The organism is Pseudomonas sp. SLBN-26 (assembly GCF_006715895.1).
GTDB lineage: Bacteria > Pseudomonadota > Gammaproteobacteria > Pseudomonadales > Pseudomonadaceae > Metapseudomonas > Metapseudomonas otitidis.
Genome location: NZ_VFOB01000001.1, coordinates 522,347 through 541,703, shown reverse-complemented (window position 1 = coordinate 541,703; position 19,357 = coordinate 522,347). Strand labels below are relative to the sequence as shown.

The 19,357-nt window shown below is 61.4% G+C and carries 16 protein-coding genes; 9 read left to right on the top strand and 7 right to left on the bottom strand.

Features of this window, described 5'->3' with window-relative positions; genetic code table 11:
* On the bottom strand, nucleotides 1-1,284 hold the full coding sequence (locus FBY21_RS02535) for a sigma-54-dependent transcriptional regulator (protein WP_074967911.1): 1,284 nt from the start codon (nucleotides 1,282-1,284) through the stop codon (nucleotides 1-3).
* A gap of 256 nt (nucleotides 1,285-1,540) precedes the next feature.
* On the opposite strand from FBY21_RS02535, the gene FBY21_RS02530 reads away from it, so the two are divergent.
* The 5 genes from FBY21_RS02530 (at nucleotide 1,541) to FBY21_RS02510 (ending at nucleotide 9,608) form a co-directional block, all read left to right on the top strand.
* Nucleotides 1,541-3,415, top strand: coding sequence for a di-heme-cytochrome C peroxidase (locus FBY21_RS02530; protein WP_142008417.1), 1,875 nt, complete (start codon nucleotides 1,541-1,543; stop codon nucleotides 3,413-3,415).
* A gap of 81 nt (nucleotides 3,416-3,496) precedes the next feature.
* Nucleotides 3,497-4,645: a catalase family protein gene (locus tag FBY21_RS02525; protein ID WP_142008415.1), complete on the top strand. Its 1,149-nt coding sequence runs from the start codon at nucleotides 3,497-3,499 to the stop codon at nucleotides 4,643-4,645.
* A gap of 44 nt (nucleotides 4,646-4,689) precedes the next feature.
* Nucleotides 4,690-7,239 carry a cold shock domain-containing protein gene (locus tag FBY21_RS02520; RefSeq protein WP_142008413.1) on the top strand — a complete coding sequence of 850 codons (2,550 nt, stop codon included), beginning with the start codon at nucleotides 4,690-4,692 and terminating at the stop codon, nucleotides 7,237-7,239.
* Entirely contained in the window at nucleotides 7,232-8,776 is a 1,545-nt protein-coding gene (locus FBY21_RS02515) for a hypothetical protein (RefSeq protein WP_142008411.1), read from the top strand. The genes FBY21_RS02520 and FBY21_RS02515 overlap by 8 nt, the downstream gene beginning before the upstream one ends.
* A 331-nt stretch (nucleotides 8,777-9,107) precedes the next feature.
* Nucleotides 9,108-9,608, top strand: a complete 501-nt coding sequence (locus FBY21_RS02510; RefSeq protein ID WP_044407080.1) for a BRO family protein — start codon at nucleotides 9,108-9,110, stop codon at nucleotides 9,606-9,608.
* A 392-nt stretch (nucleotides 9,609-10,000) separates the two neighbouring features.
* On the opposite strand, the gene FBY21_RS02505 is transcribed toward FBY21_RS02510, so the two are convergent.
* The 6 genes from FBY21_RS02505 to FBY21_RS02480 form a co-directional block, all read right to left on the bottom strand.
* Nucleotides 10,001-10,591, bottom strand: coding sequence for a hypothetical protein (locus FBY21_RS02505; RefSeq protein ID WP_142008409.1), 591 nt, complete (start codon nucleotides 10,589-10,591; stop codon nucleotides 10,001-10,003).
* A gap of 52 nt (nucleotides 10,592-10,643) precedes the next feature.
* On the bottom strand, nucleotides 10,644-11,039 hold the full coding sequence (locus FBY21_RS02500; protein ID WP_142008407.1) for a GFA family protein: 396 nt from the start codon (nucleotides 11,037-11,039) through the stop codon (nucleotides 10,644-10,646).
* Between the two features lie 151 nt (nucleotides 11,040-11,190).
* Entirely contained in the window at nucleotides 11,191-11,565 is a 375-nt protein-coding gene (locus tag FBY21_RS02495; RefSeq protein WP_074967896.1) for a cupin domain-containing protein, read from the bottom strand.
* A 199-nt stretch (nucleotides 11,566-11,764) separates the two neighbouring features.
* Nucleotides 11,765-12,808 (bottom strand): hypothetical protein, encoded by a 1,044-nt coding sequence (locus tag FBY21_RS02490; protein ID WP_142008405.1) that lies wholly within the window; start codon nucleotides 12,806-12,808, stop codon nucleotides 11,765-11,767.
* A 143-nt stretch (nucleotides 12,809-12,951) separates the two neighbouring features.
* The gene (locus tag FBY21_RS02485) at nucleotides 12,952-14,082 is read right to left on the bottom strand and encodes a M14-type cytosolic carboxypeptidase (protein ID WP_142008403.1); all 1,131 of its coding nucleotides are present in this window, start codon (nucleotides 14,080-14,082) and stop codon (nucleotides 12,952-12,954) included.
* Nucleotides 14,083-14,180: 98 nt separating this feature from the next.
* Nucleotides 14,181-14,834: a YceH family protein gene (locus FBY21_RS02480; RefSeq protein ID WP_044403674.1), complete on the bottom strand. Its 654-nt coding sequence runs from the start codon at nucleotides 14,832-14,834 to the stop codon at nucleotides 14,181-14,183.
* A gap of 429 nt (nucleotides 14,835-15,263) precedes the next feature.
* Between FBY21_RS02480 and FBY21_RS02475 the strand changes: the two genes are divergently transcribed.
* From FBY21_RS02475 to FBY21_RS02460, 4 genes are all read left to right on the top strand, one after another.
* Nucleotides 15,264-15,677 (top strand): hypothetical protein, encoded by a 414-nt coding sequence (locus FBY21_RS02475; protein WP_142008401.1) that lies wholly within the window; start codon nucleotides 15,264-15,266, stop codon nucleotides 15,675-15,677.
* Nucleotides 15,678-15,935: 258 nt separating this feature from the next.
* Nucleotides 15,936-17,006: a DUF2157 domain-containing protein gene (locus tag FBY21_RS02470; RefSeq protein ID WP_142008399.1), complete on the top strand. Its 1,071-nt coding sequence runs from the start codon at nucleotides 15,936-15,938 to the stop codon at nucleotides 17,004-17,006.
* Complete coding sequence (locus FBY21_RS02465; protein WP_142008398.1) at nucleotides 17,006-17,803, top strand: DUF4824 family protein; 798 nt, start codon at nucleotides 17,006-17,008, stop codon at nucleotides 17,801-17,803. The genes FBY21_RS02470 and FBY21_RS02465 overlap by 1 nt, the downstream gene beginning before the upstream one ends.
* Before the next feature lie 64 nt (nucleotides 17,804-17,867).
* On the top strand, nucleotides 17,868-19,352 hold the full coding sequence (locus FBY21_RS02460; RefSeq protein ID WP_107330201.1) for a sensor domain-containing diguanylate cyclase: 1,485 nt from the start codon (nucleotides 17,868-17,870) through the stop codon (nucleotides 19,350-19,352).
* Nucleotides 19,353-19,357 lie beyond the last annotated feature (5 nt).

The following is a 19,357-nucleotide window of genomic DNA, read 5'->3' as shown; positions in this document are numbered from 1 at the left end:
CTACAGCAACTGGTGCTTGTGCAGCAGCCGATAAAAGGTCGGGCGGGAGATGCCCAGCACCCGCGCCGCCAGGCTCAGGTTGTTGCCGTAGCGCGCCAGGGCATCGCACAGCGCCTGGTACTCCGCGCGGCGCTTGTAGTCCTCCAGCGTGCCGATCACCCCGCCATCGGCCGGCGCGCTGTGCAGCCCCAGGTCCGCCGCCTCCACCTGCACGCCCTCCGCCAATGCATAGCCCCGGCGCACCCGCCCGGCCAGCTCACGCACATTGCCCGGCCAGTGGTGGCGCACCAGCGCGGTGAGCGCCTCCTCGCTGAAATGGCGGGGGCGGCCGTGGGTAGCCATGGCGTACTGCGCCAGGAAGTGCTCGGCCAGCAGGGCGATGTCCCCCTGGCGGCGGCGCAGCGGGGTCAGCCGCACCGTGTGGCTGGACAGCCACTGGTACAGCTCCGGCAGGAAGCGGCCCTGTTCGGCCAGCAGCTCCAGGTCCCGGTCGGTGGCCGCCAGCAGGCGCACATCCAGGCTCAGCCAACCGCCTGCCCGGCGCAGGCGATGGCTGCGCAGGGCCAGCAGCAGGCGTTGCTGGGTCAGCAGCGGCAGCTCCGCCACCGAGTCGAGGAACAGGCAGCCGCCGTTGGCCGCCTCCACCGCGCCGCCCTCCCCCAGCAGCGCGCGCTCCTCCTCCGGTTCGCCGCGCACCCCGCAACTGAAGGCCACGAACGGCGCCTCGGCCCGCCGCGAGGTGCGGTGCAGCGTGCGCGCCACCAGCTCCTTGCCGGTGCCGCTTTCCCCCAGCACCAGCACCGGGCGCTCCTGCCCGGCGAGTCGCGCCAGTTGCTTGCGCAGCTCCCGCAGGGGCCGGCTCTGACCCACCAGCTCCGGCTCGCCGCGCGGGCGCCCCACCTGCCCGCGCAGCCGCGCAATGCCGAATGCCCGCCCCAGCAGGCCCTGCAGGCGGCCGGCATCCACCGGCATCGGCAGGGTGTCGAAGAACCACTCCCCGGCGAAGTCCTCGGCCTGTTCCTGGCGGGCCATGTCCGGCCCGAGCAGGCCGATCCACTCGGTGCCGCTGCGGCTGATGAGCGCCCGGATGCGTTCCGGGTGATCCAGGTGCTCGCGGCGCAGGCGCACCAGGCCCACGTCGCAGCCCGGCTCGGAGCCTTGGCGCAGCTCCCGGCTTTCCACCGTCCAGCCGCTGGCCTGGAGCCTGGGCATCAGCCGTTGGCACTCGTCGCAGGGGTCGATCAGGAGAAGGCGTTTCGGGGTCTGGGTGATGTTTTCCAACATATCCCGTCCTTGGCGCCAATTTTTTGAATTATTCAATAAAAACAACGTGTTGGCGCGTCTATCCGTAACGCTAGCAAGAACTTTGACGCGTCATGGAACCCTTCTCCATAACTGCTATCGCGAAAAGCTATGAAGGAAAGAGCCGTGAATACCCGCAGGAAATAGGCCTTACAAACGAACGTAATAGCACCTTGCCAACCTAGGAATTGATTGGCATAACGTACGAAATTCCAACAAGCGTACAAGGAAGTATCGAATGCGCATTCTCCGCCGTGCACTGATCCTGTTGGTTCTGCTCCTGCTCGCGGGGCTCGCCGTCGTCCTCTATTACATCGCCAACCCCAACCTCCCCGCCTACCAGGCGCCGGAGAAGGTCAACTACCTCGACCAATGGGACGCGCAATCCCGCCAGACCTACTACTACACCCCCCAGGGCACCACGGTTAAGGGACTGCGCTACGACTGGTTCACCGCGCTGGAGCTGCCCTTCTCCAGCGAGAAGTTCGCCCGCCCCGAGTACCTCGCCCGCTTCGGCTTCCTCGTCGACCCGCAGCAGCAGCCCACCGAACTGAACCCCGGCAACCTGCCCGTGGGCTTCGCCCGGCATGAAGACAACGACACTGGCCAGCAGTACCTGGACATCACCTGCTCCGCCTGCCACACCGGCGAGCTGCACTACAAGGGCCAGGCCATCCGCATCGACGGCGGTGCCGCCCTGCACTCCCTCGCCTCCACCGTGCCCACCCTCAAGGGCGGCGGCTTCGGCCAGGCGCTGGGCATGAGCATGGCCTTCACCTACTACAACCCGCTCAAGTTCAACCGCTTCGCCAAGACCGTGCTCGGCGAGGAGTACCCCAAGGGCAAGGACGAACTGCGCCGCGACTTCAAGGACGTGCTCGACCGCCTGCTGGGCACCGCCTGGAACGACACCCACCGCGGCCTCTACCCCACCCAGGAAGGCTTCGGCCGCACCGACGCCTTCGGCCGCATCGCCAACAGCGTGTTCGGCGACGCCATCGACCCGTCCAACTACCGCATCGCCAACGCCCCGGTGAGCTACCCACAGGTGTGGGACATCTGGAAGTTCGACTGGGTGCAGTGGAACGGCTCCGCCATGCAGCCCATGGCGCGCAACATCGGCGAATCCCTCGGTGTGGGCGCCAGCCTCACCCTGCACGAGGAGAACGGCCAGCCCGTACCCCTCGACCAGCGCTACAGCTCCAGCACCCGCGTGCGTGACCTGTACACCTTGGAAGAGACCCTCAAGCGCCTCAAACCGCCGACCTGGCCGGAAGAAGTGCTCGGCAAGATCGACCTGCCCCGCGCCAGCAAGGGCCGCGCCCTGTTCGCCGAGAACTGCGCCTACTGCCACGCCCCCAACCCGCAGCCGGAAGACAAGCGCCTGGCCCCCGCCCGTGACCCGGAGTGGAAGATGCGCATGATCAGCACCCAGGAGATCGGCACCGACCCCACCACCGCCGACAACATCGCCGACCACCGCTTCGACGTGACCAAGCTCGGCTGGACCAAAGAGCAGCTCGCCCAGCTCGACGTCCGCCTGTTCGGCGCCGACCTCAAGGACATCGACTTCGCCAAGATCTCCAGCGCCAAGGGCCTGGCCTACCTCACCGCCTACGTCGAGAACCGCGCCTACGAACAGGCCGGCATCAGCGGCGAGGAGCGCAAGCAGATGGACGGCTACGGCCTGCCCATCGGCGTGCGTGAACTGCGCGCCTACAAAGCCCGCCCGCTGGACGGCATCTGGGCCACCCCGCCCTTCCTGCACAACGGCTCGGTGCCGACGATCTTCCAGCTGCTCTCCCCGGTGTACGAGCGCGCCACCACCTTCTACGTCGGCAACTTCGAGTACGACCCGCAGTTCGCCGGCTTCCGCACTGAAGCCTTCCCCGGCGGCTTCCTCTTCGACACCCGCATCACCGGCAACCACAACAGCGGCCACGAATTCCGCGACGGCTGCCGGGGCAACGGCGTGATCGGCCGCGCCCTCTCGCCGGACGAGCGCCTGGCGCTGATCGAATACCTCAAGGTGCTGGGCAACGAACGCCTCGAATCGCAGCTCACCCCCGAGCCCGTGCGCCCCTGGACGCCCGGGCCGAACTGCCAGGGCTGAGCCAGGGCCCGCCACCGGCGGGCCTGCGCCCACCCAGAACCACCCGCCTGCGGGCAAGCCAACAACAAGGACCAAGCGCTCATGCTCAAACGTTTATGGCTCTGGCTCGGACGCCTGCTCGGCAGGCTCCTCTTCATCACCGCCGCCGTCGGCCTCATCGGCTGGGGCATCGGCAGTCTTTACTACAGCTGGAAGTTCTCCGGCCCCGTTTCCACCGAGGAACAGATCCCGCCCACCGAAGCGGCCGATGCCCGCGCCATCATCGAAGACGCCATGCGCGTGGTGGAGCAGCACCGCGACAACACCCGCGTCCTGCGGGACGCCCACGCCAAGGCCCACGGCTGCGTGAAGGCCGAGGTCACCGTGGCGCCCGACCTGGCCGCCGACCTGCGCGCCGGCGTGCTCGCCGAACCGGGCAAGACCTGGCAGGCCTGGATGCGCCTCTCCAACGGCAACGCCTACCCGCAGTTCGACAGCACCCGCGACGCACGCGGCATGGCCATCAAGCTGCTCGACGTGCCCGGCCAGAAGCTCATGCCCAGCCCGGCCCACGCCAACGAGCAGGACTTCGTCATGTTCAACCACCCGGTGTTCTTCATCCGCGATGTGGCCGAGTACCGCAGCAACTTCGAAGCCCAGGCCAACGGCCAGAAGGTCGGCGCCTTCTTCCCCAGCCTCGACCCGCGCACCTGGGAGATCCGCCACATGCTGATCGCCCTGCAGACCCTCGCCCCGGCCCCGGACAGCCCCACCGACACCGTCTACAGCTCCGTCTCCCCGTACAAGCTGGGCCAGGCCAACATCAAGTACCGCGTCATCCCCGCCCCTCAGGCCTGCCCCGAATACACCCTGCCCAAGCAGAACACCGCCCTGCCCAACTTCCTGCGCAACGCCCTCTACCAGCGCCTCTCCCTCGACCGCGTACCGGCCTGCTTCGCCCTCCAGGTGCAGGTGCAGAACCCGCAGCACTACATGCCCATCGAGGACACCAGCGTGGAATGGAGCGAGAAGATCTCCCCGTTCCAGACCGTCGCCACCATCAAGGTCCCCGCCCAGGACTTCGATAGCCGCGAGCAGAACGAATTCTGCGACAACCTCTCCTTCAACCCCTGGCACGCCCTCCCCGAACACCGCCCCATCGGCGGCATCAACCGCCTGCGCAAAGCGGTGTATGAGGCGGTGAGTGCGTATAGGCATGAGAGGAATGGGGTTGTAAAAGAGCGCGACTGATTTCTTTACTAGCAGCTACCAAATTTTCAAAAAAGGAGTTTTGAATGTCCGAAAACTATAATAGCGGTACAGTAATTTCATACGATGACAAAGCAGGATACGGATATATAGATCCGGACGACCCCGAACTAGGGGAAGAAAGTATACTCGTCCACCGAAAATCCATAAGAGATCAGAGCCTTCTACTAAGCCCTGGGGATCGAGTTTTATTCCATCTCTCCCTAGTACCAAGAGGCTATTTAGCCATAGATGTACATGACGAGCCCAGAGAACCAATATCGGATACGGGACTCTCTCAAGGAAAAATATCCAACTTAAAACACGACAGAAAATTTGGCTTTATTGAAGACAGCGTAGACGGAAGAATTTTCTTCCACTTCTCACAACTCATCGACACCACAACACCAATAGAAATAGGGCTCACAGTCACATTTCAGAAGCAGGTTACCTCACGCGGCCTGCAAGCTTTTCAAGTAACACCACAATTCAGCTCAGCAAACTCGAAAACAACAAACGAAACAACAAAATCTAACTACTTAGCACAGGCAATTCTTGCGAGAGACAGCAAACAATTTGACGAAGCCGTTAGGCTCTATGAGCTAGGAATGAGCGAAACCCCCTCTGTACAGCTCGTAACAAGCTATGCAGCCATGGAGAAAAACAGGAACCGTCGAAAAGAAGCCCTCAGAGTATACGAAGCTGGCCTAAGAATATTTCCGACCAACATAAAATTACTTGAAGACCTTGGAATACTATATTCATCAATTGGAAATTCCAGCAAAGCAATTGACACACTCCGCCGTGGACTAGAACTAAGCAACGATACAAATCAGGATAGCGCCCGCCGCTTCCAACTTGCAATAGCGAGAGTTTATATAAAGAAAGAAAACCCAAGCCGCGATGATTTATCTGAGGCAATTCGTTACTACGAAAGAGCCCAGCAAGCATTTGAAGCCAGTTCACAAGCAACCTTCCCCCGCGACGACAAACTCGCAATGAGCATTGCAAAAATTAGACTACAGCACCACAGGGGAGAATTAGCGCACAGCTTTATCAGCAGCGGAGGCTTTCGCATAATTAGAGCGTCTCTTTTCGAACAAAAAACTGCGGGCTCTGATTTTATTATTGAACCAACATCTTCAGAACTACTTGAAGGATATGGAATCTCTGGAAACCTCTTGCTCAGATGCATATTCAAATCCGAAATAAACAGAGCCGATATAGAAAGCATAGACAATGCGATCACATCTTGGGGCACAGGAAATCTAGTTGACGAGCAAGTAGTCTTACTTTTGGTCTCCTCATTATCAGAGCATGTCGAGCGCTTATTATACCAACGACTCGAAGATAGAAAGCGCACCGTACCAGCAATCGTCCCAATCACTCAGTCTCAAATCGAAACCGCAAAAAATGGGAATACAGCGCTAAGAGACGTACTTGATAGATGGCTATTTAGAAGAGATTTGTTTGCGCAGAATTTTCCAGTATCAGGTAGACGTTTTTTTGGCCGCGAGAAGCCATTACACGAAATCAGAGATGCAATATCAAATGGTACTGCCGCAGGAATATTCGGCTTGAGAAAAGTAGGCAAGACATCCCTACTAAAAGAGATTGAAAGAAGAGCAAACGAAGGCGGTGACATAGTAATTTACATGGACTTACTACGCGTACCTGCTGATATAAACGACACAAGATGGCTTTACTGGAAGCTTAGCAGTGAGCTTTACAAAAGATCAGGACGCTCTGAATTCAGAGGACTTCAATGGCGACTAGGAGGGCACTTTACAGACTACTTAGACATCCCTAACGAATTCCCCGTTGCAACAGCCTTTGACTCAGACCTAAACAAAATACTAAACACAATTAGAGACTCAAGACTTAGCCCTCGACCCAAAGTTGTAATAATGCTCGATGAGATTGAAAGAATAATTCCAAATGCATCGGGCAAAGAGGGATTTGATGGTTTTTTCAATTTCTTCAGCTACCTTAGAGGTGTGGCACAAGAGTCCGGAGATTTCGTTCCTATCGTAACAGGTGCCAATGCTGCTATCGCTGAAGCGGCTCAGTTTGCGGGCAGAGACAATCCAGTATTCAATTTCTTCAAAGAAATTTACCTTCCACTCCTTGGCCCCCAAGAGTCATTTCAGATGATAAATACACTTGGGCGCGGAATGGGCACAAAATTCCCTGAGCCTGTCATTGAGCGGATACATTCGCTTACCGGCGGGCATCCTTTTTTCACGAGACAATTTTGCAGTTACATTTGCCGCAGATACTCAGATAGACCGCTAAACGTATCTTTAAGCATGATAGAGGAGCTCATCAGCCCTTATCTAGACAGTGCTGGACGAGACTTCAGGGAAATTATAGAGCGCTTTTCGAGAGACTACCCTGAAGAGCTTAGTGTTTGTTTGGAGGTGGCGAGATCAGGAGGCAAGATGAAGCTCTCAGACCTACAAAACGACACCGACAAAGCTTTAAGCATTAGACACCTTATTGGCTATCAAATAGTCTCCGTAACAGACAATACAATCTCCCTAACCATGGAATTCCTATTGCGGTGGTTAAAAAACGGGGAGATGGACCATGCCTAGAATCACTCCAAGCTCTTCTTTCTTTGTCGGAAGAAATGAAACCTGTCAGACTCTGATCGACTTGACACGCAGAACCAACGCAGTGCTACTTTTCGGCGGCAGACAAGCAGGCAAAACCACACTGCTACTTCAGACTCGAAAGCTTCTTTCACAACGAATAGCCCACGCCAACAAATTAGACTCAATTGAAATACCCATCTACATTGATTTAAACACATTAAAATATGATGCAGAGCCACCAGATTTCTTTAATCTGCTATTAGAGAAGGCTACTGAGAGTTGCCAGCTTCAAATTCTTGGAACCAACCTAACACCACCAAGAGCCACACCCAATATAAACTTAGATAGCTTTATATCCGGAATATTGGCGCTCAAAGCTCAATGCGGAGAGGTAGAACCGAGGTTCATTTTCCTCTTAGATGAGTCAAAGCGCGTACTGGGAGATAGATTTCCACGCGGATTCCAAGACAATCTCTTTTCACTTTTATACGGCGAGAAATCTGGCGTCGACTACCATATTTCAATGGTTTTCTCCGGAGCCCAGCATCTTTATGTCTTTTCTCAAGATGACACCTCCCCTATCGGAAGCAGGGCTGCGACGCTAAATCTTACGAACCTCACCCAAAGCGAAATACTAGAGCTAATTAACTTGCTAGCCCCAAGCCTTCTTGAGCACACTGCTAAAGAGCTATCTTTTGAGACCCACCAACTGTCTGGAGGACATGCAGGATTAACTGCAAGATCTCTAGAAGAATTTCTACAGCATCCATGGGCAGAAAAAGAACAGAACCAAGCAAAAGATCTAATATTCAGGCACCACCGCGGACTGCTTGAAAACTGGATATCCTCACTAACACCGGAAACTAAAGAATTTTCTAAGATCTTCGCAAAGAACACATCAGCAGACATACAAAGCATCGCAAAATCTCTAAAACTCTTGAACTTTGATGCATACTTAGCACATAGAGTATCAGAAGAGCTTCAATATATGGGCCTTGCAATATACAGCAACCAAACATTACTGCGAGTGAATATTTTTTTCTGGTCCTACTTTGAGAACATCACACCTCAGCAACCAGAGAGCGAAATTGAGCAGCAGGTCTGGCCTCTGATCGAGAAAACAGAACTAGCACTAAGAGATTTAATAAAAATAAAATACCGGAGCGCATACAGCGAAAAACACGAAGACCTAATGAAAGAAATACTTGGACAAGAAGCTTGGCACTCAATAACAACTATGGCCACAAAATCCGAGGGGCGCTACAAATACTCAAATAGCGAACAAAGGGACATAATGTCATGCATGTACTTTGGACACCTAAAAGACTTGATTATATCGAAAAAAGCATGGCACTTATTCAAAGATATGTTTAGAGACAAACGTGAACTTGAAGATAAAATATCAGCAATAATACCCGTAAGAAACGACAAAGCCCATTTCACAACGACACCAGACAAAGAGCTAGCTCGTTGTAAAATTTCTTGCGATGACCTCCTTACCATTGCGGAAAGAGAACTTATGAGAATGGGAGTTTAAAAAACAGCCTCATTTCATATTCAGCACCCTTGCCCTCCCCGTCCCACCTCCCTATCCTTCGCCGGTCGCGGTAAATCCCGCGACCGGGTTTGACAGCCCGTTAGCCAGGCGCGATTGCGCCAACAGGTGCATGCGAGAAACGGCGAACGTTTTTTGCAGGCCCATGCACGTATGCAACTTTTACAGTTGCAGCGCTCTATGGCGGATCGCGCGGGGAGACCCTTGCGGTCTGCCGGGTCCTGGCTCCGGTCTGTCAACCCCGCGTGGTCCGTCACCCTTCGTTTGACAGCGAAAGGTGACTGCTCTCAATACCCTAGCCAGGAGCTTCACCATGCAAGACGCATATACCCCCGTTGTTTTTCTGCGCTACGCCTACCAACTCCGTGCCGTGATGGTCGATAACCGCCCCTGGTTCGTCGCCGAGGATTTCGCGCGGCTGATCGGTGCGCTGCGCCCCTATCGCCTGCCCCAGCGGGTGGACCCGCACCACCGGCGGGCGCTGTTCCTGCTGCACCAGTCCGGCGCCCGTGAGGAGGTGGAGGTGATCAGCGATGCCGGGGCCTACCAGGCGCTGTACCGCTTCCACCACCCGGAGCACCGGGCCATCAGCCAGTGGCTGAGCGAGCAGGTGGTGCCGACGCTGCACGACCGCCACCGGGATGCAGAGGCGGCGCCCCGCCGGGCCTACATGTGCTGGGCCAACCAGCCGATCAACGTGCTGAGCTGGCAGGGGGATGTCTGGATCAACCGGCAGGACCTGCCGGTCTTCCTCGCCAGCCTCGACGAGCCGGCATTGCGCACCGACGCCAGTTGGCGACAAGCGCCCTGGTAAATCGCTGACAGACGGGCCCTTCGGGGCCCGTTTTCATTTGGGGTGGTGGGATGGGTGCGGGCGGTTGCGGGGTGACGCGGGTGGGCGGGGCGTAGGTGGACCGCGCTTTATCGGTCCACCGTTTGGTGTGAGCTGGGCATGGCGGTGGGACGGTCGGTGCGGCTTGGGGTTGATGCGGTTCGCTGAGCTCACCGCATCCTACGGGTGCCATGCCGTGTGGTGGGGGTTGTGGGGCGTTGGTGCGTGCAGGTTCGCTCCCGGGCTGAAGCCCGGGCTAAGAGCGCATCGCGAATGGGTTCGCTGCCACTGGGTGAGCGAGGTGTTTCAGCCGAAGTGCATGTCGACCAGTTGCATGGCCGGAGCAGGCCTGTCGGAGTGGATATTGCAGAGCTTCACATTTCCGAATCCGAAGCGCGTATGGCACTGGACGTACCACCTCCAGACCCCCCCACGAATGCACCCACGAAGGTGTACTCGAGGTAATCCTGCTTGTATTGGTTGTTCTCCGCATCCCAATCCAGCGACAGCCTGGAGTCGAAACCCACCTCGATGGAACTGTCCAGTTTGACGACCGATGCAGCGCGCTTTGCGAATAGGCCGTTGCCATTCTTCAGATCAGCTGCGACATGAGCGACCTGTTGTGCGCCAACCGCGATATAGCACCCTGTGAGCATCGAAGTGAAGACGAAGTCGGCCCTTCGCTCAGCGATGCTGGTGACCGCAACAGCACCAGGGGCGTAGTCCACCCAATACCCCCTCAAAGGTGCTTCAGCCCCCGACTGGGGCTCAGTGCCTTGCTTTAGATGACGCACCAGTTCGACACCTGAACTGCCAGCGCGGATATCAAATTCGGCCACCTTGTGTTCATCAAGCCGCAACAGAAACATGTCCGTACCCCACTCACCCTTGGTACCGATCTGCAGGGGGTAGCGCAGCAGGAAGCCGAGCACGTCATCCCGAAATTCCTTGTTGTATCTCTGCATGGGGTGGAAATCCTTCGCAGTATGTGGGTGGGGTGAGCCTTGCCCTGGAGACTCAGGCGTCGCTGGCCGACAGGTGCCACCAGGCTGGCCGGCGGTCGACGAAGGCGTGAGCGGTCGGTGCAAGCGCGGGGTGGTGGTTGTCGTCGAGGCTGCCGAGCAGCAGGCCGAGGGTATCGCCGTCGTCCAGGGCGCCGAGGGTGCTGCCGCAGTGCCGACAGAACGCGCGGGAAGACTGGGCAGAGGAGCGGTAGCGGGCGGGCTCGCCGTCGGGGCCGGTCCAGGTGATGGCGGCCTTGGGCAGTTCCATCCAGCACAGGGTGAGGCTGCCGGAATGACGCTGACAGGTGAGGCAGGAGCAGGTGTGCACGCTTACATCGTGCTCGGGAAGGCGCGCGCTGAAACGGATGGCCCCGCAGAGGCAGCCGCCGGTGAAGGTGAGGTCGCCCATGCCGGGCCTCCTTGCCGCGTGGAATTGGGCTTGGATTGTAGGCGTGCCGCTTCGCTTCGGTAAGGCCTCTCCTCGGCCGGTATTGGGGCGTTTGCGCGCGCTGGATGGTGGGGGTAGCCCGGGCTTCAGCCCGGGACGGGCTGGCAGGCGGTCAGATCCAGACGTCGTTCTGGGCGGTGCGTTCGCCGCCTTCTTCGCCGGTGTTGATTACGCCACGGGGTTCGATGAGCAGCATCTTCACTTCGCGTTCGGCATAGGGCTTGTGTTCGACGCCCTTGGGCACGACGTACAGCTCGCCGGGGCCGAGCAGGACGGCGCCGTCGCGGAGGTCGATGCGCAACTGGCCTTCGATCACCAGGAAGGCCTCGTCGGTGTCGGCGTGGGAATGCCAGATGAAGTCGCCTTCGATGCGCACGACCTTGAACTGGTAGTCGTTCATTTCGGCGATGACTTTCGGGGTCCACTGTTCGCTGAACAGGGAGAGCTTGTGCTGCAGGTTGATGCTCGGGTGGGTCGGCTGGTGCACGACGCGGCTCCTGGCTGATGGGTGAACTGCGAGGGTAGCGAGGGCCGCTGCGATGCGCTTGTACGATCCTGCGGCTTTCTCGGCGGCGTGCTACTCGGTCACCCGTGCGCTTTCGGAGCGGCTATGGGGCAACCAGGCCCCTCGCCCGCCTGGAGCCCGCGAGCGACTACAGGGGCCGCTCGCGTTGCGCCCGCCGTGCCTACGGGGTCAGCGACAGCGGTACGCCCCAGATGGGGTCCTGCTTGCCCTGCTGGCGCAGCGGGGTGATCTGCAAGGGCTGGATCCGCGACAGCAGCGCCTGGTGCCTGTCACTGAGGATGCGCTGGGCGATGAGGGAGGTGGTGAAGTCCATGGGCGCGGGCCAGGTGTAGACGGTGAGGTTCTCCAGCGGGCATTCGACCTTTTCCGGGGCGGTGGCCCGGCATTTGGACGCCTGGTATCGGTAGCCCGGGGTGCGCAGGTGCATGCGTGGGGCCAGCAGCAGTTGCCCGCCCTGGACGGTGAAGCTGGCGAGGGCCTTGTCGGCCGGCAGGCGCGACTGGACCTTGATGGAGGGGACGTCGCGGGAGTCGGTCTGCTGGTAGTAGCCGGCCCCCGAGCGCTGGGTGGTCTCGCTGTATTGCTGTTCGCCCCAGGCGACGCAGGCGCCCGAGGCCATGTGCACGGTGGTGCAGACGGCCTGGCTCCTGGTTTCGGTGCCGTAGGTGGCGTCCTTCCACACGTCTTCGCGGTAGTACTCGCGGTACAGCTCGGTGGACAGGTACGCGGTGCCGTTGGGGCCGCTGCCGGAGCCAGGTGGGCCGCTGCGGGCACCGATTTCGTCGAGCACGCCACGGATCTGGTAGTCGTCGCCGCCGGTGAGCAGGTACTTGCCGGGCGGCAGGATGTGCACTTCGAAGGCCTTGAACAGGTAGGTGGCGTTGCGATCCCGCTGCAGTTCGTTGGTCTGGAACCTGCGGCCGAAGGTGATCGTCGGGTCCTGCTCGTTCTGCCAGATCACCGTGGGCGTCCACTGGGTCATGTCCAACCCGTCGTTCAGGGTCTTGTGGGGGTTCACGTCGGCCACCAGCACCACGGCCTTGTTGGCCTTGAGGGCGGCGTCGATCTCGTCCAGCAGTTGCGCGTAGCGCGGGTCGTCCATGGTGCCGGGGCTGCCAACGTAGGGCTCGGGCACGCAGCCGGAAAGGGACAGGGCGAGCAGCACGGCGGCCGGCAGGGCGGAGAGCAGGCGAGGCAGTCTCATGCATCGTTCCTTGATGGGGGCGGACCGGGCATGTTGCGTCGACCGGGGGCGGGGCGAAATAGTGCAGATGAGCTAGCGCGGGGCTGAACGCGGCGGGGCTCCGCCTGGTACGCCCTCCCCGGTTGCCGGGGAGGGCCTTGGGGTCAGCGCAGGCCGTGGACCATGGCGGCGGCGACGCTGAGCACGTCCTGGCCGAGCTTCATGGAACGCTTGCCGTTCCAGCCGGTTTCCGGGTCGGGGTTGTCGTCGTGGTCCTTGAAGGGCATTTCGATGGTGAAGGACAGGCAGTCGAACTCCAGGCCGACGGCGTTGCAGGCCAGGGTGATGTTGGCCTGGCCGGGCTCGTCGCGGGGGTAGCCGTAGCGGGTCTGGAACTCGGCGCCCATGTCGACGAGGCGGCGGCGGAACTCTTCTTCCAGGGCGGCGAGGCGCGGGGTGTAGCCGGGGTTGCCCTCGCAGCCGGCGGTGAAGACATGGGGGATTTCCTCGTCGCCGTGGATGTCGAGGAACAGGTCGACGCCGATGCGGCGCATCTGCTGCTGGACGAAGTGGACTTCGGGGGTCTCCGCTTCGCTGGCCGATTGCCAGGCGCGGTTGAGGTCCTTGCCGGCGGCGTTGGTGCGCAGGTGGCCACGGTAGGCGCCGTCGGGATTCATGTTGGGGACGAGGTAGAGGTCGGCGGCGTCGAGCAGGCGCTCCAGCTCCGGGTCCTGGTGCTGCTTGAGGCGCTCGACGATGCCTTCCATGAACCATTCGGCCATGTGCTCGCCGGGGTGCTGCTGGGCGATGATCCAGACGCGGCGCTGGGCCTGGGGGTTGCGGCTGACCTTGAGCAGGGGGATGCCGCGCCCTTCGAGGCTCTTGCCGGTGGCGACGATCTCGGCGCCGGCCGCTTCGACGGCCTGGCGGATGAGGGCGTCGTGGCGCGCGCGGCTGTAGGGCTCGAAATAGGCGAACCAGATGTGCGACTGGGTGGGCTCCAGGCCGAAGTGCAGGCCGTTCTCGTCGAAGCGGCTGGGCACGCGGAACCAGTTGACCTGGTCATAGGAGGCGGCGGCGTTGTAGCCGGTCCAGGCGTGGGCGTAGGCGGACTGGCCGGCGTTGACCAGGCTGAAGTCGTGGCGGCTGCCGGGGGTCATGCCGTCGACCTTGAAGTGGAACCACTGGAAGTGGTGACTGCGCAGGTCGGGGCGCATGGCGAGAAGGACGTGGCGGGGGTTGCTGGCGTCCTTGACTTCGATGTTGCCGCTGTCGAAATCGGCGCTGATCTTCATGGCTACCTCGGGCTGTGTCAGGGGTGCGCGCAAGAATGGCAGGTCGCCCGGTGCGGGCATATGCACCAGGCGACAAAGGCTTGCGTGATGGGGACGGATCAGTGGCCTTCGAGCCGTGCAAGGCGCTCTTCCAGTTCAGCGATGCGGGCTTCCAGCTGCTCCACGCGGCTCTCCAGGCCGGCGCGGGATTCGCTGCGCTCGGGGGCGTCCTGCCGGGTGGCGAGCAGCGCTTCCAGGTCGGCCGCCTCGCCCAGCAGGTGCATGAAGCGCTCCTCACGCTGGCCGCTCTGGCGCGGCAGTACGGTGGCCAGGCCACGGGCGGCGAGGCGGTCGAGGTGGTGGCGGACCTGGTCCAGGTCGTCGAATTCGTGCATGCGGCCGCTGCGGGTGAGCAGTTCGCCGAGGGTCTGCGGGCCGCGCAGCAGCAACAGGCCAAGCAGGATGAGCTGCGGCTGGACCAGCTCCAGGGTCTTGTCGGCGCGCTGCTCCCAGCGGTCGGCGCGGCTGCCCATCACCAGGCGGGCCAGGCCACGCCCTTCGAGGGTGCGCATGCCCTGCCCCACCTGGCCGGCGGTGAGGTTCATCACCGGTTCGCGGCTGGTCTTCTGGTTGCTGGCCAGCACCAGGGCGTTGAGGGTCAGCGGGTAGGACTCGGGGGTGGTGGCCTGCTTCTCGATCAGGCTGCCGAGCAGGCGGACCTCGACGGCGCTCAGGGGCTCGTGGGTGAAGGGCGTTTCGATCTCGCTGGACATGGGGCCATCCATTGGTAGGAAAAGGCCCATAGCCTAGCAGGACGCCCGGCGGCTGCCTGCATGCGCGCAGCGCTCTGGCCCGGCCAGCCTCCCCGTCACCACCCGCTGGATGCCGCGTGCTTGCGGGCGGCGCCAGACGTTCAATGATCCGAACATGAGCCTGCTATCGATGGCGTGTTTCAGGATATTTCCGGCCATTTAATCGAATTATTCGATTGTTATGATTTCACGCAAGAGTGTTTTACATAAGGTTTAAGGCGTTCTAATAGAGCCAAAAATTACACATAACTTACTGTTTTTATTGAATAAATTAAGCACTATCAATGAAATCGATGGTCACCATTGACCATCTCCACTTTTTTATCGATTTTATTTCTCTAACATTGCCCTCGTGTTCACTTTCAACCCCACTTCCACGAGGAACCCATCATGAAAATGCGCATCCTTGCCAGCCTGTTCGCCGTCAGCCTGACCGCTACCGCCAGTGCCTTCGCCCTGCCCCAACAAACCCAGCAGGACTCGCTCCTGACCGCTGGTGCCGAACGCGCCGTGAACCCGCCGGTCGCCGAGAACGGCTCTGATCGCACCCCGGGCTTCCGCGTGGCCGAAGACGGCTCCGACCGCACTCCCGGCTTCCGCGTTGCCGAAGATGGCTCCGACCGCACCCCCGGCATCCGTGTCGCCGAAGACGGCTCCGACCGCACCCCCGGTTTCCGCGTTGCTGAAGACGGCTCCGACCGCACCCCCGGCATCCGCGTCGCTGAAGACGGCTCCGACCGTACCCCCGGTTTCCGTGTCGCTGAAGACGGTTCCGACCGCACCCCCGGTTTCCGTGTCGCCTGAGGCCACACGGACCGGAGCGCATCCCGCCTGAGTCAATGCTGTCGCGAGGCCAGATCGATGCCTGAAACATCCCACGCTTGAAGGCGCCCTGACCGGCGCCTTCGGCGTTTATGGGGAGCTTGGAACTTCCCATTGGCCAAGATCGGGCTTTTGCCGCCCAATTTCGCCTGGGTTTTCTCAACTTCACGTCGGCCCGATTGCTCGGCTGCCCGGCCGGGCCTAGAGTGCTCGGCGGCACCGCACGCACAAGGACCCGCCATGCCCGCCGTCACCCATGAGGACGCACAACGTCGCGCCGACGACATCCAGGCTTTCTACCGGGAGGTGGAGCGCCTGCACGAGGAGCAGGCGCTGCTGCTCGACCCCGGCCAGCTCGACCAGCTCGGCGATCACCACCGCCAGGTACTGGCCGACCTGCGCAGTCTCTACGACATCGACCACGACACCCAGACCCGTCGCCTGTCCCTGGGCATGCGCATCGCCTCGCTGCTGGGGGCGCTGGCCCTGGGCGCGAGCCTGCTGTTCTTCTTCTATCAGTTCTGGGGGTTGTTCAGTGAAGCCGTGCAGGTGGCCATCCTGGTCGGCGCGACCCTGGGCACCCTGGGCCTGACCGCGCTGGTTCGGCGCCGCGACAGCACCGGCTACTTCAGCAAGCTGGCGGCCATGCTGGCCTTCGTCGCCTTCGTGCTGAACCTGGTGATGCTCGGGCAGATCTTCAACATCACCCCTTCGGACAAGGCCTTCATCGCCTGGGGCGCCTACGGGCTGTTGCTGGCCTACGCCTGCAATGCTCGCCTGCTGCTGGTGGCCGGGCTGCTGTGCCTGATGGCATTCATCTCGGCGCGGGTGGGCACCTGGGGTGGCGGTTACTGGCTGTCCATGGGGGAGCACCCGGAGAACTTCCTGCCGGCGGCAGTGGCGGTATTCCTCGTCCCGCAGTTGCTGTCCCAGGTGCGCTTCGGCGGATTCGCCGCGACCTATCGCCTGGTGGGGCTGATCACCTTCTTCCTGACCCTGCTGGTCCTGGCCAACTGGGGCCGCTCCAGCTACCTGCCCCTGGACAGCGAGCTGATCGAGGGTGGCTACCAGCTCGGCGGCTTCGCCCTCGCGGCCCTCGGCATCTGGTTGGGCGCTCGGCGTGACTGGCCGGAGGTGATCAACGGCAGCCTGACCTTCCTGGTGATCTTCCTCTACACCAAGCTCTTCGACTGGTGGTGGGACCTGCTGCCGAAGTACCTGTTCTTCCTGCTGCTGGGCCTGATCGCCCTGCTCATCCTGGTGGTGCTGAATCGTCTGCGCCGCAGCTGGCTGAAGGGAGGTGCCCGCTGATGAACAGCCTGAATCGCTACGCCCTTTCCGCTGCCCTCGGCCTGGTCCTGGTGGCCAACGGCCTGGCACTGGCCGGGGTCTGGTACAACCGCGCCGGCAAGCCGGACAGCCGCCTGGAACTGTCCCAGCGCGAGCTGGGCCGGGACTACTCGGACTTCGGCTGGTCCGGCGAGAACAGCGGGCTCGGCCTGCGCCTGGACTGGCGCACGCCTCGGGATGCGGACGAGCAGGAGATTCTTCTCGACCGTGCCGTGCTGGAGGAAATCGGCCTGCCCCTCGAAGGCAAAGAGGGCCACTACGACACCCACGAGAGCAGCACCTACGCCGTGCTCGAACTGGATGGCCCCGCCTGGAAGGCAGAGCTCGACCGTGCCGAAGCCCGGCTGAAGGACGCCACGAAGGCCCTGGCACGCAAGCGCAACGAGGAGAACACCGCCCTGGAGGCCACGTACCGCAGCCAGTTCGAGTACGAGCGCGACCGCGCCAGCCGCCTGTTCGTGGTGGCCGCCGGCAGCGATGCGGAAGCCCTGCGCCAGCGCTACCCGGACCGCAAGCGCTATGCGCTGGTGAAGGCACGCCTCTACGCCTGGTACGACCACAACCAGACACCGCCGCGCCTGCAGGCCCGGGTGAGCCGACTGGAGGTGGATGCGCTGCAGGTGCCTTATCGCTGGCGCCAGCAGGTGGAGGAGCGACTGGTGGGCGCCTACGACGAGCCGATCAAGCCGATGCGCCTGAAAGTGGCCTACGGCAAGCGCCTGGAACCCTGGATCGAGGATGTCAGCCTGCTGCGCTGAACGCCGCGGATGACGCGGGCGGGGCAAGTGGCTAGCATGTGGCCACTTGCCCCAGGACGCTCCGATGTCAGCCCACCTGCCCCGCTTGCGTAACCAGCGCTTCCTCGTTGCCCTGCTCGTTCTCCTGCTGACCTGTGGCTTCACCGTCACATCGCTGGTCAGCTACTACGCCTCCCTCGAGTCGATCCGTGACGGCATCGTCAACACGGAGCTGCCGCTGACCTCGGACAACGTCTATTCCGAGATCCAGAAAGACCTGGTGCGGCCCATCCTGATCTCCTCGATGATGAGCCGCGACACCTTCCTGCGGGACTGGGCCATGCAGGGCGAGCAGGACCCGGAACGCATGACCCGCTACCTGCGCGAAGTCCAGGAGCATTACGGCGCCTTTACCAGCTTCTTCATTTCCGAGCGCACCGGCACCTACTACCAGTCACGGGGCGTACTGAAGAAGGTTTCGCCGGACGAGCCCCGGGACGTCTGGTACTACCGCGTGCGGGACATGGAGACGCCCTACGAGATCAACGTCGACGTGGACATGGCCAACCAGGACCGGCTGACCATCTTCATCAACTACAAGGTGCTGGACTACGACGGCCGCTTCCTCGGTGCCACTGGCGTGGGCCTGACGGTGGACGCAGTGGTGAAGCTGATCGACGAGTACCAGCAGCGCTACCAGCGGACCATCTACTTCACCGACACCACCGGCCGCGTGGTGCTCACCAGCGCCCAGGGCGGGCCGGAAGGCAGCCGCGTGGGCCAGGGCCTCGGGGAACTGCCCGGCCTGGCCCCGGTGGTACGGGCGGTGCTGCACCAGCGCGGTGGCAACCACCAGTACCACGCCCCCGACGGCGAGCATTACCTCAATGCCCGCTTCATCCCTGAGCTGGACTGGTACCTGTTCGTCGACAAGACCGAAGAAGGCGCCCTGTCGCCGGTGCGCAACGTGCTCTATCTCAACCTGGGCATCAGCCTGGCGGTGACCCTGGTGGTACTGGTGCTGCTGTACCTGATGGTGCGCCGCTACCGCGACCGCATCGCCGCGCTGGCCACCACCGACAGCCTCACCGGGTTGCCCAACCGTCGCGGCTTCGACCTGCTGGCGGGCCAGGCGCTGCAGGAATCACTGCGTGACCAGCGTCCGCTGACCGCGCTGCTGCTGGACCTGGACCACTTCAAGGAACTCAACGACACCCACGGTCACCTGGCCGGTGACCAGGTGCTGCAGGGCTTTGCCGAGAACCTGCGAGCGGGCGTGCGCCAGGCGGACATTCTCTGCCGCTGGGGCGGTGAGGAGTTCATCCTGCTGCTCAAGGACACCGGCAGTGCCACGGCATTGCAGCTGGCGGAGAAGCTGCGGGAGCGGGTTGCCGAGGCGCACCATCACTTCGACGGTGGCGAGACAGCGGTGACCGTGAGCATCGGACTGTCCGAACTGCGCCCCGGAGACACCCTGCACAGCCTCATCGCCCGCGCCGACCGGGCGCTCTACCGTGCCAAGCAGGCCGGGCGCGACCGCACCTGCAGCGAGACCGCCGGCCAGGAGTAAAGAGA

Coding starts and splice junctions, on each gene's coding strand:
- FBY21_RS02535 (WP_074967911.1), bottom strand. CDS start 1,284: ATGTTGGAAAACATCACCCAGACCCCGAAACGCCTTCTCCTGATCGAC.
- FBY21_RS02530 (WP_142008417.1), top strand. CDS start 1,541: ATGCGCATTCTCCGCCGTGCACTGATCCTGTTGGTTCTGCTCCTGCTC.
- FBY21_RS02525 (WP_142008415.1), top strand. CDS start 3,497: ATGCTCAAACGTTTATGGCTCTGGCTCGGACGCCTGCTCGGCAGGCTC.
- FBY21_RS02520 (WP_142008413.1), top strand. CDS start 4,690: ATGTCCGAAAACTATAATAGCGGTACAGTAATTTCATACGATGACAAA.
- FBY21_RS02515 (WP_142008411.1), top strand. CDS start 7,232: ATGCCTAGAATCACTCCAAGCTCTTCTTTCTTTGTCGGAAGAAATGAA.
- FBY21_RS02510 (WP_044407080.1), top strand. CDS start 9,108: ATGCAAGACGCATATACCCCCGTTGTTTTTCTGCGCTACGCCTACCAA.
- FBY21_RS02505 (WP_142008409.1), bottom strand. CDS start 10,591: ATGCAGAGATACAACAAGGAATTTCGGGATGACGTGCTCGGCTTCCTG.
- FBY21_RS02500 (WP_142008407.1), bottom strand. CDS start 11,039: ATGGGCGACCTCACCTTCACCGGCGGCTGCCTCTGCGGGGCCATCCGT.
- FBY21_RS02490 (WP_142008405.1), bottom strand. CDS start 12,808: ATGAGACTGCCTCGCCTGCTCTCCGCCCTGCCGGCCGCCGTGCTGCTC.
- FBY21_RS02485 (WP_142008403.1), bottom strand. CDS start 14,082: ATGAAGATCAGCGCCGATTTCGACAGCGGCAACATCGAAGTCAAGGAC.
- FBY21_RS02480 (WP_044403674.1), bottom strand. CDS start 14,834: ATGTCCAGCGAGATCGAAACGCCCTTCACCCACGAGCCCCTGAGCGCC.
- FBY21_RS02475 (WP_142008401.1), top strand. CDS start 15,264: ATGAAAATGCGCATCCTTGCCAGCCTGTTCGCCGTCAGCCTGACCGCT.
- FBY21_RS02470 (WP_142008399.1), top strand. CDS start 15,936: ATGCCCGCCGTCACCCATGAGGACGCACAACGTCGCGCCGACGACATC.
- FBY21_RS02465 (WP_142008398.1), top strand. CDS start 17,006: ATGAACAGCCTGAATCGCTACGCCCTTTCCGCTGCCCTCGGCCTGGTC.
- FBY21_RS02460 (WP_107330201.1), top strand. CDS start 17,868: ATGTCAGCCCACCTGCCCCGCTTGCGTAACCAGCGCTTCCTCGTTGCC.